Genomic DNA, 16,400 nt, shown 5'->3' with positions numbered 1-16,400 from the left:
GCGTATGTCGTTTTCGTTGCAAAGGGCGTCATATTTTCGTTGAAGGGCCTGCAACTGCTGGGTCAGTGCCTCGCGTTCTTGAGCCCACCCAGCTTGAGCTTGTGCAAGGGCATCTAGCCAGATGTCATTGGCCATTTTGCCGACGCGATTGAGCAGCTTGTCTGGTAGGTTTGTCGCCGTTGACAGCTTGCTCACCGGAGCGTGCTTCTGACGGTACGCATCAAGGGCTTTCTTGATGGTTGCAAAACTGCCGGAACCAAGCTTGTCGCGGATGGTCTGGTAGGAGGGCTCTTGGCCAGTGGTTGAGACCATTTCTTCGATGACTGCGACGATCTCGTGTGTCTTGTAATTCATGATTTGTTTGGTAGGGGGCAGGAGTGGAATCCTGCGGCGGTCTTTTATATTCACATCAAGCCATTGCACGAAAAAAAATCTTCATATTTGACTTGTCGTTTACTTGCGCTTTCGTTGCGTTTGAGATCGGCGGAGCATGCAACCCAGGAGCGGAGGCAGAGGCAAAAAACGGCACGATGGGCCTCATGTCAAGCTGGCGTGGCATAAGGGGGGCAAGGTATGCGGGGAGCCCACGGAGCACGTTGTTAGCGATTTCGTATCTACCGGTGGTACTCGCACATCGTTCTGACAGTACCTGTTTTCTCTTCAAGTCATGTTGGTGATCGAGGTGTTAGCTGGCCGTGAGAGCGAAGTGCGGAGCACTGAGCAATGGCCTTGTGGAGGACTTGTGATGAGAGGTGTGAACCTCGAATCACAACCTCCCCATGCACAGTGATCTTCTTTGATGTTCTCTTCTCTCCGTGTGCCTGAATGTCCCGAGATGCGTAAGCATTGAGGGAGGTTCATGGCATACGGTGTTACCTCACTGTGTCTGTACTCCCCTGCATGCGGTGATACCGCATGCAGGGGAGTACGTCGTCCCTTCGGTATGTGACACCACAGACATACCTGCTTGGTGCAGCCATGTCTGTGGTGTCATGACCGAGTGTGGTGGGATGTGTGGCAGCACCTTAATGGCGCTACCACGCACCCCACGCAGGGTTGGAGGAGGAGGGCGGGTTGGTAACGTAGTTAGGAGACTTGGGGGTCTCGAGTGTAATTTCTGTCGTGTGTTTTGTAGTAATTACAGAAGTTCCCTCTGAAGGGGTGTAAGACCGCTTGCTCACAGGTTTCACATCGGCATGGGTGTGCATCGGTTTTTTGACAGAATTTGCGACACGCCTTGTTAGTGTTCTCAGCGCTGCCGTGATTCGGCCATTGACCTCTTGGTCACGGACCGTGCAAAACTTGCTTGCTCGTTTCTTGTCGGCGCGGTGACCTACCATACTGCCCAGAGGTTGTGCGCCCCGCTGCATCTCTCTGTAATCTGCTACCTGCGTTACGGTTGCGTGGGCTGGGAGTTCCGCCAGTTTCACTTGGCGGAAATGCGGGACCAGTGTTTCGAACTTGAACGTCAAAAGCTCTTCCAGCGTTTTGACAGGAAGGACAGAACTACCTCGGAGAGTGACTTCCAGGCGAGCGCGAGGGGTCAGGTGCACAAATTCGTTGCCGTTAACGTGATCTATGGATTTGACGTAACAACGGTTTCTGACTGAGTCCCCTTTGCGTCCCGTGTTGATAGAGCACCCGCCAGCAAGCTGCTCGACAGCCTGTTCCTTGTTTTCAACGGGTTCGAACCAATCCCGGAAGGTGATGATGTCGGTTGCGTCACTATGGCGATCGGAGAGGCCGCGCAATAAGGCGAAAGCCAACTGTGCCAGTTCAAAGCGGTCCAAGGGCGTGTGTTCACCGGGAAGTGCGTCAACAGCAATCTCAATTGCGTGCAATACGCAACCGCAAATCTTGTCGAACTTCTCGGAGACTCGATGCGTTGCAGCGATGAGTCTTACGGGGTCAGGGTCGTGCACACGCACGCGAAACGTGCGGCAGGAGTTGGGGTTCTCGCTAACGCCTTTTATATAGAGCTTGCCAAGATAGGTATGGGTTTCGAATGCCTCCTGGACATATCGGAATTGGGTTGGGCGCGCAAAGGTGATCAGGACATCGAGCCAGTCAATGCTGGCGCATAGCGTGCAATTTTTCAGTAAGTCGACACTCATGATGGTCGGCCAAGGCTCAAACGGCCTGACCGAAAGCTGTACTTGGTAAGTAATAGCTTACATTAATTTCGATAAAAATAAGCTGTAACTTACTATTCGGTGCTCTATTTTTGATGCAGCTTGCCGATACCAGCGACAAGTAGAAGTAGCGCTTGGCCGAGTTCCGGTGCGGAAGTTGATGCATCTTGCGTGATGTCTATCTCTCGTCCTGCGAAAGCTGAGCGATAGATGGCCAGCCAGTTCCTCTCGGCTACGGTCAACTGACGGGTGTCACTGTCCTGCTTAATGAGATTGAGAATGTCTGTGCAACCTCGTGAATGGCACCAGGCATCCAGCAACTCCATTGGTGGGATGCCCAAGTGCTGACTTGTTGCTAGGAGCTTGTTTTCAGGCAACTGCATCCTGCCCGTTTTAATCATGGATATGACGTTGGCGTTCCCGAACCCTAGGAGCTGTGCCACCTCCAAGTTGGTCAGACCCTTGTCAGTGATCGCTGTTGAGAAGAGGGTATGGAATTGCTCGGGCATGCTGCGAGCATAAGTGATAACTTAGGCGCTAAGGGCCAGCTTCGTTGGCTGGCACTGAATTAACAAACGGAATTTTTACGACGAATTGTCTACGGTCGTAATCCTGTGGCGTACGGGGGCGGCGGTATTCCAAGGAGGCTTTCGAATGACTGAGTAAGGCTGCTTGCTGCCGTGCAACTCTGAATTGCCAATGACCTCTGATGTTCTTTGCGGACATTCGTAAAAGGCTTCATTCCGTCGTGAATGCACGTCTGATAACAAAAGTCGTGCTGTGTGCAGATTTATTTATGAGTGCTACAAGTCAATAGTTAGTGCTCCCATTCAATAAAGCTGAGTAAAAATGAGAATAGTTCCAACTTGATTTTTCGTTTACCCGCAGTGCTTCAATAAGAGGTGATTTCGAGCCTCAGGTGACTGATACTATCTGTCACTAAAAGCGGGTTGTATCTTTCTTATGGGGTTGACGCAATGGTTGAAGAGGTTGGTAAATACTCAGACGTCTATAAAAGCTGGCAGCAACATTTCTTCAGCTTTAACTTGGCAGATCGGGAAAACCGTAGGCCCGGGCTACGCAAGCCCCAACTAGCTGCGCTGTACGCCTCGCTGGGTCATCTCGTGATGTCTCCTTCCACCACTGCCACGGTTGTAATGCCAACGGGTACAGGCAAGACAGATACTATATTAAGCCTACTCATCGCCGGAAGGTTGGCCAGGACGCTGGTGCTTGTTCCATCTGACGCGTTGCGCTCGCAGCTTATTAATAAATGCAATCTTGAAAAGCTCCGTGAGATCGGCGCTATTTCTGAAAATGTGCTCAACCCTGTGGTGATGGCCGTCCGTAAAGGAATGACTATCGAAGAGGTCCAACAGGTTGCTGAGGCGAATGTTGTTGTCGCTACACCACAGGCTCTGCAGCGCTTCACCTCAGATGCGCTTCAGGCCCTAGCCGACCTTTGTAGTCACTTGATCATCGACGAAGCGCACCACGTAGCTGCTATGACGTGGGACAGAGTTAAATCTGCGTTTAAAAACAAGCCCCGTTTGCAGTTCACTGCTACGCCGTTTCGAGAAGATAACCAGGCGCTAGAAGGCACAATCATCTACAACTATCCTTTGAAGGAGGCTCAAAACGATGGGTACTTTAAAGCGATCGAGTTCCACCCTGTACGCGAATACAACCTTGAGTTGGCTGATCAAGTAGTTGCTGACAAGGCTGTGGAGTTACTGCGAAGCGATCGCAAGCAAGGCTTCAACCACTTATTGATGGTGCGTGCACGGTCCCAAAAACGAGCTGAAGCACTATTTGAACTGTACAAAGAGCACGAGGATCTCACACCTATTCTCATCCACAGCAAGGTTCTAGGTCGAGCCAAACTGATGAGTGATATTGTGGAGAAAAAACACAAAATTATTGTCTGTGTAGACATGCTGGGGGAAGGCTTCGACCTTCCTGAATTGAAGATTGCGGCAATTCACGATCAACATAGGAGTCCAGCCGTTACCCTCCAGTTCATTGGGCGACTTACCCGGGTTGATCAAGCCCTTGGAGATGCCAAGTTTGTCTCGAACATCGCAAATCAGAAAATGGATTACCAAATGGCCGCTCTCTATAAGGAGAGCGCGGACTGGAGTGCTGTTATTCGCGACGTTAGCAACGAAAAGATTGATCGCGAAATAAAAAAGGAAGCATTCACCGAACAATTCTTGAATGACCCCGATTCCGATGAAATACTAGGGCTGAATCCAAATCCAAAAATCAGCGCGGTGGCCTTCCATGTGGAACGAGATAAATGGCGACCCAAGAAGGCCCAATACTTTTCTCAAAAGAGAGAGCAACTGCAGTTTCTTTCCATCAACGATGAGCAGGATACTGTCATCATGGTTACGCGGCGTGACACACCGGTTGGATGGGCTCAGACCTCTGCGATCACAGATACAAACTGGATTCTTTATCTTGCGTATTACCATAAACCGGATAAAACGCTTTTTATCCATTCCTCGGGTGATGAAGCGCAATTATCGAGGTTCTTAAATTTAATCACAAATGACGCTAGGCGAATCAATGGCGAGCCGACATTTCGCACGTTACATGACATAAAACTTCTGAAGCTGCAAAATGTTGGATTATCAAGGGCGCGTAAGGATCTGAGATTCACTATGCATGTCGGTCGCGATATTAATGCCGTCATAAATGAAATACAGAATGGTACGGCCAGGAAGTCGAATATTTTTGCAACGGGCTTTGAGAATGGAAAGAGCACTACCGTAGGCTGTTCTCACAAAGGCAAGATTTGGGAGATGAATTCAGAGAGCATCATTTACTGGATTGAATGGTGTAAACGCGTCTCTCTGAAAATAAACAACTCCTCGATTCTATCTTCCGATGTACTCAAGGATGTGATGCGATCAGAAAAAATTGAAGGCAGATGGCCAAATGGGCTTTTCTATGCTGATTGGCCAGAATCCATCGCGATCGAGAATGAGCAAAAAATTTCGTTATCGTACAACGCAGAGGCTTTCAATTTGCTCGACATAGTATTGGGCAAGCCGAAGCTAACCGATGACCAGACGCTGAGTGTACCCGTCACTGCAGCAGTTCCAGATGGAGACCGGCACCTCCCAGACATAACCATTCGACTGCTAAACGATAGTTACAAGGTGAGCTGTCCCGGAGTAAAAATAATCCTCGCAGAAGAAAAATCGCTTGAGCAGTATCTTGATGCAGAACCGCTGGTAATGATGGCGGTGGATGGATCATTTGTGGAAGGTAATTATCGTTCATATAGTCCAAATAGCCTAGATTTGAAGCTGCCTACAGAGCTGATTGAGCAATGGAACTGGGGCAAAACTCCTATTCATAGCGAATCCATGACGGCCGCTCGAAATCTTGAAACTGTGCAGGGGTTCACATTTAGTAAAATCCAGAGTGACTACTCCTTCATTTTTAATGATGATGGCGCCGGTGAGATTGCGGATCTGGTTGCTATAAGGGAAAGCAGAGATGCTATTCACGTCGACCTTTACCACTGCAAGTATTGTCCTAAGAAAGAGGGAGTCGCTCAACCGGGAGCACGCGTGGAGGACGTATACGAGGTCTGCGGGCAGGCATCACGTTCAGTGAAATGGTTGCACACCCATGAGAAATTCTTTGATCGCCTGATGTTCCGATACCAACAATCATTGCCCAAGGGTTTTCAACGAATTCTGAAAGGCGATCCGAAGGACTTGGAGCTTCTGCGAAATAAATGTCATGACCACGAAATGATCTTCAAGTTTGTGATTGTTCAGCCTGCTATTTCAGCAGCAAAAATTTCTGCAGATCAGCTTGCTGTACTCGGAACTAGTTACACCTATATCAAAAGTGTGTCGGCTGCAGATGTGAAAGTAATTACTAGCCCCTAAACTTGCAGGCTGCTTGTTACTGTCATCAGTGTAAAGGCCGGCATAACCCGCAACGAGTCAAAGCTCCGATCCCTAACGAACTATCCATGCCCTTGTGCCTAGTTCGGCTAGGCAATAACCTGTCGGACGTGATGTGGCCATGAGTTAGAGCAACGACTGCAAAGCAGCTAAGCGAAAGCTATGAAGCGTGAACAGAATGCACCCACTTCTCTTTCCAAGAGTTGTGGTGGTCGTACCATTAATAAATGCCGGAGAAATTTCTCGCTGATTAAAAAGGATAATTCGTGAAATCAAATTTTCAATTATTTAAAAAATTAAGTGACTCAGCAAAAGCAGAGTTGCAGCGCCGTGCGCAGATCAACAGGCACAGTATTGAGAATGAAGCTCTCAATATTATTGAGGCAGCTCTTTCAACACCTAAGAAAATGGGCTTTGGCGACAAACTTGCTGCGATTGGGCGTTTTTACCAAGTTGAAGAGAAGGACATTGAATTTATTGAATCGATGCGAAATAGAACGCCTGCTAAGCCGATGAAATTTGACTAAATTGATACGGCTGTCGCTAATGCCTTATTTCTCCAAGCGATAGGCAAGCTCTTGGCGGTTAATACTTGGAAGGGGAGCTGAAATCTTTCTTGAAGTGCTGCTTCTAGGCGAATAATTGCAAGTAGTGATGTGCCTGGTAGCGCATCTATAACTATATCAATGTCGCTGGACGCCATATTTGAACCACTAGCAACAGATCCAAATATGCGTGGATTTATGCAGCCGTGTGTTAAAGCCATTGCCCTGATCTCTGGCCCTATCTCTTTCAATTGTTGAATATTGATCAAGGTCATATCAGTTTTTACTTGCGCTGCTACCTGTATGAGAAGGCCTAGTTCGGTGAACCTAGCATAGCCCCACAAAGAGCACTACGTGGGGGTACTACGATGAAATATGGGGTGGGTTGACGTGATTTGTGATAAATTACTTTAAATTCAACAGCTTACGAGACATGCGAAAAAGTGGGTTCGATTCCCATCACCCGCTCCAGCTTTGCCTTTATAAAACAAAGACGTATCGCGATCTTTGTTTTCAGGGGAGTTCCTGGGGAGTTTTGTCCGATGAAGGACTCCAGCTTCGCCTGCTCTATATTCCCCTGACCGTCGTCCAGCCACTTGGAATAGACGCTCCAAAACATCTCCACAGAATGCCCCATCTGCTTGGCCGCATAGGCCGGCGTGGCACCTGCCATGAGCAGCATCGTCGCATAGGTGTTGCGCATATGGTTGGGCAGCCGGTAACGAATGCCCAGGGCCTTGAGCACCGGCACCCAGAAAGGGTTGCGAAACCGCTTCTCGTCAGCCCACGGATCTCCATGCGTCGGTTCCACAAAGACCGTCTGTGAGTCCTTGGGTGTGGTTTGGCGCATGACGTCCCCGGCCACGTTGCCGAGTTGCGCCATCGGGGGTCTGCTCCTTTTGTCTTTCCAATGCATCCAGGGCCCGGCTGTTCAAGCTGACGAGGCGGGCCTTGTTCGTCTTGGCCTGCTTGCGCAGGCCGCCTTGTGGGATCAGCACCTGCATTTTGTTCCAGTCGATGCTTTGCCAGCGCAGGGTCACCATCTCGCTGGTGCGCAGACCTGAGAAGAATCGAAACGCGATCAAGTTGGCGACCGTGGGCGCAAAGTTGGTGCGCGCGTGGTCAATGATCTTCTCCACTTCCTCACAGTCGAACGGGTCTGGCGGTTCTCGCTGCCACTTGGCGCAGGGGATCGTCGCGACCGGGTTTTCGGTCAGCAGCTTGTCGAGCACGGCCAGGTCCATCGCGGACCTGAGGGCCGATACATAGTTGTGCTCGCCCGCCAGTCGCCCCAGTTCGTCGCGGTCTGAGGTATCGGTCGTTAAGACTCCTTGGTGATTAAAAAAGCCCGCGTGTGCGGGCTGTTCCATTGATTGCATCCTTAATCTGGGCTTTCTTCGTTTAACGCTTCTTGAGCAATCTGTTCGGCTTCGTTCAGTAGCACCTCTGTGCAGCCTTTGGCTATGAACATTTTTCGCTTGCTGATTGACAGAGCGCCATCGTTTTGCACGAGTAGTCTTGTGATCAGGTTCATGAGGTTGTTGTTCATGTCAATGGCTTTATTGAGCCGTGAATACACACGATCAAATCGGCCGAGGAAATGAACTTCTTCATGCAGGTCACGCTGGAGTGCCTCTTTGGCCATCTCCAGGCCAAACTGCACGCACTGTGTGGCGTCCCAGAAATGGTAGATCTCGGGTGAGCCCTCAAAGGCGCAGTCGTACTCCAGGTCTGAGACTTTGGCCACTGTCCATAGGTCGCGCGCGGGGGCAGAGAAGGACTTGAGGGCCCTCAGGTAGTGGCCTTCATGGCGTGCCATCGCTGTAGAGATGGGAAGTACCAGACCATTGGGTAAATTGGCATTGCGGCAGGCAATTTTGTGGAACAAGAAACGCGATAGGCGACCGTTTCCGTCCATGAAGGGGTGGGCGAATACAAATCCAAAGCTGACCAGCGATCCCAGAACCAGTGGATGGATGCCGTTGTCTTTTTGGTTGGCCAGTGTGAGCAGGCCTTCCATTACGGGGAGGAGGTGCTCAGGTGCTGGCGGTACGTAGGTGATGCTGCTGTCGCGTCGCAGCCAGTTTTGCTGGTTGCGGTACTCCACTGCCTGATCCATGGCCGATTGCACGGTGAGATTTTGAAGCTCGACCAGATATTCTTCAGTGAGAAGGATCTCTTCATGAGCGCGAGCAAGAAGCTTGGCAAATGCTTCTGTGCGGTTGCCTGTAGGCGCTTCGCGCTCAATCGCGTATGAACCTTCGGTCTCGCTGAGATACGCCCAGCGCACCGCGCGCTCGACCATGTCGGGGTCCATGGACTGGATGAACTCGCGGGCCTGACCAAGGATATCTTCGGCCAGCAGAGCCTTGATTTCAGGGGTGAGTCTGACGGTGGGGCTGTACTGTATGGAACCTATGCCGTTGAAGTCCACGCGCCATCGGGTGTATTTGCTCGATGGGCCGGTGAGAAATAGATTGGGGTCAAATAGCGGCTTGGTCGCACCTTTGGCTGGTGGTGCATTCAAAGTTTGCTGGTTGGCTATTTCCCAGAGGAAGCAGGCTTGCTGGAGATAGCTGCTGCTGGTGGCCTGTGAAAACTGCTCCACCAGTGGTACTGGGTCGATTTTTTTGAGGGCTAGTATCGCGGCTTGCAGATCCAGCTCTTCATGCTTGAGGGCGAAGAGCAGATGCTCCAATGCACTGGCATCGGAGGCAGGAGCGGCGTGTTCAGGTACTTGCACGCAGTCAGACAGTCGCACAAATTTCTGGACAGGGTAGACTTTGGCAGGTTGTGACGGCTCGAATGCCCCTGTGCTCAGGCGCTCACGTAGATGTGCATAACCAACTTTACGGTGATGTGCCATCTGCTCCTTGAGGAAAAAAGTTATTTGGCAAATGCTAAACAAAATTTTTCTGACTTCACTGAAGAAAAAATTACTTTCTTTGTCTTTTTGAGGATTTTTCTTATCTCTGATGCCTCTGCTTAGCTGCGAAGCAATTGTTCGCGGTCTGAGGTGCCGATCATCAAGATCCCTTGGGAATCAAGAAAGCCCGCCAAGTCTGGAACCTTGCGGGCTTTTTGTTGGGGTGGAGGTGCTTAGCTTTTACAGAAAGACTTGTCTTTGCGATCTGAGCGCATCGCGGTCGATGCTGGCGGCGAGCAGCTCCATGTCGGACTTGCTGACCCCCAGCGCAGTAAAGTGCGTGGCCCAGCGATCGACGGCAGCGGCCATCTGCCGTATCAGTTCGATGGCGCGGGGCATTTTGATGCCGTACTCGTTGATCTGGGTGAGTGCGTTTTCCAGGCTGGATTCGGAGCCTGCGGTACCCACCACGAGTGCCTGATAGCCAAGGTTCTGCAGGCTGGGCACCACGTCATAGGCGGGCGTGAGGTCGTAGTAGCCGTCTGCCAGATTGAGGCTGATGCTGTGGTTGCGCTCGTGGTCGTCGGTGTTGTCCATGAGGATGTTGAAGACCATGCGTTTGAACAGCTCCTCGCGCATGGCGGTCTGCCGGTCCGGGTGGCCCAGGCGCAGCAGGATGGTGGCCAGATTGCTGTAGCTTTGCTCCAGCCCCGCAGCGCGCAGGGCGGTGTGGGCGGACTGGCAGTGCACGCGGTAGGGGCCCAGGCGGTCGAACCGCTCAATGGTGAGGGCGTGGCGCGCCTTGCCATAGCGTGGCGGCAGTGGCAGCACGGCGGTGTCGGCCACATACATGCCGGCCTGTGCGGCCAGCGTCATGGTGGCGTGCTCGATGAGCGGGGTGTCCACGGGGTCGTCGAGCTCGCTGAACTTGATGACGCAGGGGCCGTTATCCGTCTGCAGCAATGCCTTGGGCCGCGCGCCGCCGAGGGTGACGCCGGGCTGGATGAGGCGCTGTATCTCTGCGGTGATCGGGGCCTGGGTCTGCACGTCTTCCACCGCTGCAGCGAGCTGGGCCAGATCCTTCAACTGCGGATAGGGCCCGAGGTGGCGGGGAATATATTGCTCTGCTGAGGTCGACACGCCCAGCGCGCCAAAGCGGTCGTCGCCCGCGAAGAGCAGCATTTCCAGAATGGACAGGCGGGCAGGCCGGTCGATGTGGCGAATGATGCGCTCGCCCCAGCGGTCGGGGCGGGCGTCGTCGATTGCGCCGGGGGCTGTGTTCCTCTCGCCAGTGCTGAAGGTCTGCCCCTGGACGATGGGCATGTCCTCGCTGAGCGCAAAGTTCCACCAGTCCTGTGTGTAGGTAAAAGTGGCGCAGTCTGCCACCAGCTGCGAGAGGCTGAGCTCGCCCACCAGCGTGGGCGCAGCAGGGTTGACCATGGCCCACACATAGAGCTGGTCTTGCGGCACGTAGGTGCGTGGCGAGACGGCGTTGATGGGCAGGCTCATAGCTTTTGAGGCGTTGATTTGTTCATGAGAGCGGCTAGTCCTGCTGCTGCAGCTGTCTTTTTGTCGCCCTGAGCTTGCATCTCTTGCTCTAAAGCGTACTTGGCCATCCGTTCAACCAGTCCAGCCAAGCCTTTCGTTTCTGAAGTCGATGGCTGAGGCGATGCAGCTTTCGTTGCCGCCGTTGATGGCTTGTTCTTTTTGGGAGCGCTGCTCTTGCGCTTGCTGTCAATCTTCGCGACCTCCTTCTCCAGCGCCGCATGGTCGTTCTGCGGCGCGATCAGGTCGGCCAGCCCGCCGGCCTGATTGATCAGCCACATGCACATCACATACGAGGCCATGGCAACGGACGGGTCGCCGCGCTCTATGCGCGCCATGGTGGGCTGCGATATGCCCAGCTTCTTGGCCCACTGCGCCTGCGACTCGCCGCGCCGTTTACGGGCGATGACGATGTTCTGCGCAAGCTGCTCGATCTGCTGGAGTACGGCTTGCGGGTAGTCTGCGGGCGATGTGTTCTGGCGTGGCATGCATAGATATTAGTGTTTTGGCAAAAACATGCAAATCTATGAATTATTTTTGTCTCTAAAGCATTGCTTGCATACGACAGCAGGCGACTTCATTGTTGTCTGTGTGCTTGTTTGATACATAGATGTATTTAAATATCTATTTTTGATTCATTTATGAATAATTTTGTGCTTTCTATATATGAATTTGTGAGCGCATTGCGCTTGCTCTAACTGCATTTGAAAGTAGTTTGATGTCGATAGCATTGCTGGGCTAGCGGTAACTGCTTTGCTTTTGATAGCGCGTGGCTGGCGGCTGCGCTGGCGGTCGCGGTGCTGCAGCTCATGCAGCACGGTGTCTAACGGATGCATCAGCAGGAGATCCCCAGGCCCAGGCGGCCCGGCGCGGCAAAGCCATGGTCATGCCATTGCTGAAGACGTTGGCATGTGCCGCAAGACGCCAGTACTACTGATGCAATGAACTACCGGCGCAATGAACTACTGAGCCCGGAGGCTCTTCAATGATTCATTCCTTGTTGAGGTAACTTTTCTGCAGCAAATACATGCGCAACACGCTTCGATATTGGCCGTTGGCAAAGAATTCATCGACCAGTTCACCTTCCGGCTGAAAGCCAAGCTTCGTATAGACATGGATAGCCTTGGCATTCTCCTTGTCCACATGCAAAAAGATCTTGTGCAGATTGAGAACCTTGAAGCCATAGTCAAGCGCCAGACGAGTAGCACGAGTGGCAATCCCCTTACCCTGCTGATCAGGGGCAACAATGATCTGGAACTCCGCTCGGCGGTGTACCAGGTCGATTTCCACCAACTCAACCAGCCCCCCTCGGGCCCCTTCATGCTCGACTACAAAGCGACGTTCAGTTTGGTCGTGAACATGTGAGTCGTAGAGGCTGGTCAGTTCATCAAAGGTCGCATAAGGCTCTTCAAACCAGTACCGCATGATGCTGGCGTTGTTATCCAGGTGGTGCACAAAGCGCAAATCGTCGCGCTCCAATGGTCTTAGCTGAATGGATGTCGTCATGGATTCTTTCGTTCAATGGTTGGAGAGGCCGCTTGAAGCGACCATGTTGCCAATGATTAATCAATTTTTTGTTTGAGAAAAGTTCAGATCAATCAGTAAAATTGATCCATGGAATGGACACTAGAACGTTTGAGCCAATTTGTCGCCGTGGCGGACTGTGGCTCGATGACCCAGGCCGCTCGGCGCCAGGGCCGAACTCAATCTTCAGTGAGCATGGCCATGGGACTGCTGGAGGCGGATCTCGGGCTGGAGTTGTTTCATCGTGTAGGCCGGTCGGTGCGACTCACGCAGGCTGGCGAAGTCATCTTGCTGGAGGCACGGGCCTTGCTCAATCAGGCCCAGGCGCTAGACCTGCGCGCGCGCAAGCTGTCGCATGGCCAGACAGCCAAGCTTTGCGTGGCTATCGACGAAGCCTTGCCCTATCCGCCGATTGCCAGGCTGCTGCAGGAGCTGGCGCACCAGTTCCCGGCTTTGGAGTTGACCCTGCTCAATGGCACGGCGGCAGAAGTCGCACGCCAGGTGCAATCAGGTCGAGCTGAGCTTGCCTTCCAGTTTGACCGAGGCCCGGCAGGCGCTCAGTTTGCTCAAACTTATGTGGCTGGCGTACCTCAGATGGTGTTCGTATCGCGCGACCACGAGCTGGCCAAGTGCAATGGAATCAAGCGCGAGGACCTGGCCTCTCACCGGCAGTTGGTGATGCACATCGAGGGTGTTGAAGACCTCGTGATCAGTCCGAGCATCTGGCGCTCGGAGAGCTTCTACGTGCTTGCCGACATGCTGGCCGACGGCATAGGCTGGGGAATTCTGCCGCGCAATATTGCCCAAGCGCCCGATATAGAGCCCCGCATCGTGGCACTGGACTGCGCGGAACTGCAGCTCCCGCCGTTAGCCGTGCGTATGCTCAATTTGCAGGGTGCAGAGCTGGGCGCTACGGCCTTGTGGATCGAGCAACGGCTGGCAACGCTGCTGCGTTCGAGCTAGCAAGGAGGCTTCAGTACTCGGGAAGATGAAGCCATGAAGAGCTAGAACAAGTTCTCCCCCGAGGTTCGCGAGCGCGTGGTGAGGCTGGTGCGGGAGCCCCGTGGGGGAGGGCCACATCATTGTGGGCAAGCATCGGGTCCATCGCTTCCAGGATTGGCTGCGTGTCGCAGACCTTGAACGAATGGGTCAAGCGTGCCGAGGTCGATGCCGGCGTACACGAAGGCACCACGACCGGCGAGCTTCAGCGCAGGAAGGAACTGGAGCGCGGGTCAAGGAACTGCGCCGGGCCAACGAGATATTGAAGCTGGCCAGCGCGTTTTTCACCCAGGTGGAGCTCGGCCGCCGGCTCAAGCCCTGAGGATGAGGGACTTCAAATCTTGAAGCCGCTAGCCTACAAGTAGCTCATGATGAATATCAGCTTTGTATTTGCGGTTCCAGGCTTGTATCTAGGATCGTTTGTTAATCGGTAATAGTTCGCCTTCAGCGGGATCTGAAAACTACCGCCTTGGCGGGAGTCGTAGCCTGTAAATGTATGGGGAGTATCCAAAGCAAGAGGTACGTCATTGCCGTCCCTGATTTGAAGCCCGACTCCAATGGCGCCTGATCCATCATTAAGCCCGACGATTCCCTGACTGGCGTCAATGACCTTTGTCAACGCAACAAAGGTGTAATTGACCTTGCCTATTCCAGGTGGGCATCGGTTCAGATTCAGGTTGAAGGAGACCGGTATGGTACGGGTACCTGGTCCATCAAAATCGGACGAAATATAGTCATCCCCCATGGCAACGTTCACGTCCGGACTCTCGCAGGAGCCAGCGATAAAGTTTATGGGTTGGGCCAGTCTAAATGTGACGAGGATATCGGGTCCAAGCTTTAGGGTTCCGATCTCGCCTGCTTTAATCTGGCCGTTAGGCTCAAATGCCGAAGTCTTGAGAAGTTCCAGTGTCATGTGGCTGGACAGTATCCATTGACCGGCCTCCTGCGCTATCGGAGGAGGTATGACGCCCCCGCTTCGCGCCTTTATTCGAAACGACAGTCCAGGTGTGCCGGTAGGAAAGTAACGCGAATCTACTGGAGTCGGTCCTCGCGCAGGAGCGGCGAGCATGCCAAACAGGGTTGCATTATTGTTGCAGGTGAAGCGGATGTCCTTAGCGAGTGGCTTGATGTCAGTAAAGACCAGAGTCTCATTCGGTACATCACGGGGCACCATGAGCTCTCCCGGGCCATCGAACGTCAACGTTTCGCGCCCCCCAGTAGTCACAGTACACGACGTCTGTGCCTCTGCCTGAGACGAAATTCCCATCAAGGCTGCCACCAACCAATACATCGTTATTCGGCCAATTGGCATTTAGCCTCCTATCAGTGAATCGTCCCCGCTTGCTGATGCGCGAGGAGATTAAAAATCCAGTCGAAGTTACGTGAAGTATGTAATCAATGGCCATGCGAAAGAATAAGAAAAATCTTATTTTTACCAAGACCTTTTCATGAGCCGTCCTGCCCGGCGCCTGCACGATGGCACTCCGTTTGAATGCCCGCACAAGTGCCCCAACTGGTACAGCGACGTGCCGAGGTCGATGCCTGCGTACGCGAAGGCACAGCGACCGGCGAGCTTCAGCGCAGGAAGGAACTGGAGCGCGGCTCAAGGAACTGCGCCGGGCCAACGAGATATTGAAGCTGGCCAGCGCGTTTTCGTCCAGGTGGCGCTCGGCCGCCGGTTCAAGCCCTGAAGGACTTCAAATCTTGGAGCCGCTAGCCTACAAGTAGCTCATCATGAATATCAGCTCTGTATTTGCGGTTCCAGGCTTGTATTTAGGTCCGCTAAATACTTTATAATGATAATAGTTCGCCTTCAGCGGGATCTGAAAACTACCACCTTGGCGGGAGTCGTAGCCTGTAGATGTATGGGGCTTATTCAAAGCAAGAGGTCTGTCATTGCCGTCTCTGATTTGAAGTCCGATTCCAATGGCATCTGATCCTTTATTAAGCTCGACAATTCCCTGATTGGGGTCAATGATTGGTGTCAACGGAACAAACGTGTAGTTGATCTTGTTGAGTCCTGGCGGACATTTATTTATTTTCAGGCTGAAGGAGACCGGTCTGGTACGGGAGTATGGTCCATCAAAATCAGACGAAATATAGTCATCCCCCATGTCAACGTTCACGTCCGGACTCTCGCAGGAGCCAACGGTAAAGTTTATGGGTCGAGCCAGTCTCAATGTGACGAGGATATCGGGTCCAAGCATTAGGGTTCCGATATCGCCTGCTTTAATCTGGCCACTAGGCTCAAATGCCGAAGTCTTGAAAAGTTCCAGTATCATGGGGCCGGCTATCATAAATTGACCAACTGGGTACGCAGTGATCGGAGGAGGTAGGATGCCCCCGATTACCATCTTTATTCGAAACGACAGTCCAGGTATGCCGGTAGGAAAGTAAGACGAATCTACTGGAGTTGGTCCTCGTGCAGGGGCGGCGAGCATCCCATACAGACTTGTTTGGGCGTAGCAGTCGAAGTGGATGCCCTGGGGGAAGAGTGGCTTCCTATCAGTAAAGATCGGAGTCTCTTTCGGGATGTCACGAGGCACCGTTAGTTCTCCCGGGCTATCGAACGTCACCGTTTGGCGCCCCCCCTCAATCACATCACACCTCGCCTCTGCCTGAGACGAGATTCCCATCAAGGCCACCACCACCAGCCAACACAACATTATTCGGCGCATTTGGCATTTGGCATTTGGCATTTGGCATTTGGCATTTGGCATTTGGCATTTGGCATTTGGCATTTGGCATTTGGCATTTGGCATTTGGCATTTGGCATTTGGCATTTGGCATTTGGCATTTGGCATTTGGCATTTGGCATTTGGCATTTGGCATTTGGCATTTGGCATTTGGCATTTGGCAT

15 protein-coding genes and 3 pseudogenes are annotated in these 16,400 nt (G+C 52.6%); 5 read left to right on the top strand and 13 right to left on the bottom strand.

Annotation, left to right across the window (positions count from 1 at the left end; translation table 11 throughout):
• The 3 genes from CSE6_RS22385 to CSE6_RS22375 all read right to left on the bottom strand — a co-directional run.
• Positions 1 to 354, bottom strand: a 354-nt coding sequence (locus CSE6_RS22385) for a DNA-binding protein (protein ID WP_152668628.1), incomplete at its 3' end; no start/stop codon positions are given.
• Between the two features lie 680 nt (positions 355 to 1,034).
• The gene (locus CSE6_RS22380; protein ID WP_059441540.1) at positions 1,035 to 2,114 is read right to left on the bottom strand and encodes a hypothetical protein; all 1,080 of its coding nucleotides are present in this window, start codon (positions 2,112 to 2,114) and stop codon (positions 1,035 to 1,037) included.
• 104 nt (positions 2,115 to 2,218) lie between these two features.
• Complete coding sequence (locus CSE6_RS22375) at positions 2,219 to 2,641, bottom strand: helix-turn-helix transcriptional regulator (protein ID WP_059441539.1); 423 nt, start codon at positions 2,639 to 2,641, stop codon at positions 2,219 to 2,221.
• Positions 2,642 to 3,109: 468 nt separating this feature from the next.
• Between CSE6_RS22375 and CSE6_RS22370 the strand changes: the two genes are divergently transcribed.
• Together CSE6_RS22370 and CSE6_RS22365 are read left to right on the top strand one after the other, a co-directional pair.
• On the top strand, positions 3,110 to 6,043 hold the full coding sequence (locus CSE6_RS22370) for a DEAD/DEAH box helicase (RefSeq protein ID WP_059441538.1): 2,934 nt from the start codon (positions 3,110 to 3,112) through the stop codon (positions 6,041 to 6,043).
• A gap of 284 nt (positions 6,044 to 6,327) precedes the next feature.
• Entirely contained in the window at positions 6,328 to 6,588 is a 261-nt protein-coding gene (locus CSE6_RS22365; RefSeq protein WP_152668627.1) for a hypothetical protein, read from the top strand.
• On the opposite strand, the gene CSE6_RS22360 is transcribed toward CSE6_RS22365, so the two are convergent.
• The 7 genes from CSE6_RS22360 to speG form a co-directional block, all read right to left on the bottom strand.
• Entirely contained in the window at positions 6,585 to 6,881 is a 297-nt protein-coding gene (locus tag CSE6_RS22360; RefSeq protein ID WP_152668626.1) for a nucleotidyltransferase family protein, read from the bottom strand. The two genes, CSE6_RS22365 and CSE6_RS22360, sit on opposite strands and share 4 nt — an antisense overlap.
• 149 nt (positions 6,882 to 7,030) lie before the next feature.
• Positions 7,031 to 7,417, bottom strand: coding sequence for a hypothetical protein (locus CSE6_RS26580; protein WP_238585780.1), 387 nt, complete (start codon positions 7,415 to 7,417; stop codon positions 7,031 to 7,033).
• Positions 7,386 to 7,976 carry a tyrosine-type recombinase/integrase gene (locus tag CSE6_RS26575; RefSeq protein ID WP_238585779.1) on the bottom strand — a complete coding sequence of 197 codons (591 nt, stop codon included), beginning with the start codon at positions 7,974 to 7,976 and terminating at the stop codon, positions 7,386 to 7,388. Before CSE6_RS26575 ends, CSE6_RS26580 begins: the two co-directional genes overlap by 32 nt.
• Before the next feature lie 11 nt (positions 7,977 to 7,987).
• Positions 7,988 to 9,472, bottom strand: a complete 1,485-nt coding sequence (locus CSE6_RS22350; protein WP_238585778.1) for a Fic family protein — start codon at positions 9,470 to 9,472, stop codon at positions 7,988 to 7,990.
• 240 nt (positions 9,473 to 9,712) lie between these two features.
• Complete coding sequence (locus CSE6_RS22345; protein ID WP_059441536.1) at positions 9,713 to 10,981, bottom strand: type II toxin-antitoxin system HipA family toxin; 1,269 nt, start codon at positions 10,979 to 10,981, stop codon at positions 9,713 to 9,715.
• Positions 10,978 to 11,505, bottom strand: coding sequence for a helix-turn-helix transcriptional regulator (locus CSE6_RS22340; RefSeq protein ID WP_059441535.1), 528 nt, complete (start codon positions 11,503 to 11,505; stop codon positions 10,978 to 10,980). Before CSE6_RS22340 ends, CSE6_RS22345 begins: the two co-directional genes overlap by 4 nt.
• 502 nt (positions 11,506 to 12,007) lie before the next feature.
• Positions 12,008 to 12,523 carry a spermidine N1-acetyltransferase gene (gene speG, locus CSE6_RS22335; RefSeq protein ID WP_034354104.1) on the bottom strand — a complete coding sequence of 172 codons (516 nt, stop codon included), beginning with the start codon at positions 12,521 to 12,523 and terminating at the stop codon, positions 12,008 to 12,010.
• A 108-nt stretch (positions 12,524 to 12,631) separates the two neighbouring features.
• Here speG and CSE6_RS22330 point away from each other — a divergent pair, with 108 nt between their 5' ends.
• Together CSE6_RS22330 and CSE6_RS22325 are read left to right on the top strand one after the other, a co-directional pair.
• On the top strand, positions 12,632 to 13,504 hold the full coding sequence (locus tag CSE6_RS22330; RefSeq protein WP_034354101.1) for a LysR family transcriptional regulator: 873 nt from the start codon (positions 12,632 to 12,634) through the stop codon (positions 13,502 to 13,504).
• A 75-nt stretch (positions 13,505 to 13,579) separates the two neighbouring features.
• Positions 13,580 to 13,861 (top strand): annotated as a pseudogene (locus CSE6_RS22325) (transposase); the annotation flags it as partial.
• Positions 13,862 to 13,895: 34 nt separating this feature from the next.
• Here the strand turns inward: CSE6_RS22325 and CSE6_RS22320 are convergent.
• A complete protein-coding gene (locus CSE6_RS22320; protein WP_238585777.1) occupies positions 13,896 to 14,714 on the bottom strand; it encodes a fimbrial protein in 819 nt (272 codons plus the stop codon).
• A 330-nt stretch (positions 14,715 to 15,044) separates the two neighbouring features.
• Between CSE6_RS22320 and CSE6_RS26840 the strand changes: the two are divergent.
• A pseudogene (locus CSE6_RS26840) lies at positions 15,045 to 15,239 on the top strand (IS3 family transposase); the annotation flags it as partial.
• 19 nt (positions 15,240 to 15,258) lie between these two features.
• On the opposite strand, the gene CSE6_RS26570 reads toward CSE6_RS26840, so the two are convergent.
• Together CSE6_RS26570 and CSE6_RS26565 are read right to left on the bottom strand one after the other, a co-directional pair.
• On the bottom strand, positions 15,259 to 15,822 hold the full coding sequence (locus CSE6_RS26570; RefSeq protein WP_238585776.1) for a fimbrial protein: 564 nt from the start codon (positions 15,820 to 15,822) through the stop codon (positions 15,259 to 15,261).
• A 319-nt stretch (positions 15,823 to 16,141) separates the two neighbouring features.
• Positions 16,142 to 16,400, bottom strand: a pseudogene (locus CSE6_RS26565) (hypothetical protein); the annotation flags it as partial.

It is taken from the genome of Comamonas sp. E6 (genome assembly GCF_001010305.1).
Lineage (GTDB): Bacteria > Pseudomonadota > Gammaproteobacteria > Burkholderiales > Burkholderiaceae_C > Comamonas > Comamonas thiooxydans.
Note: the sequence above shows the minus strand (reverse complement) of the source record. Positions and strands in the feature narration are given on the sequence as shown.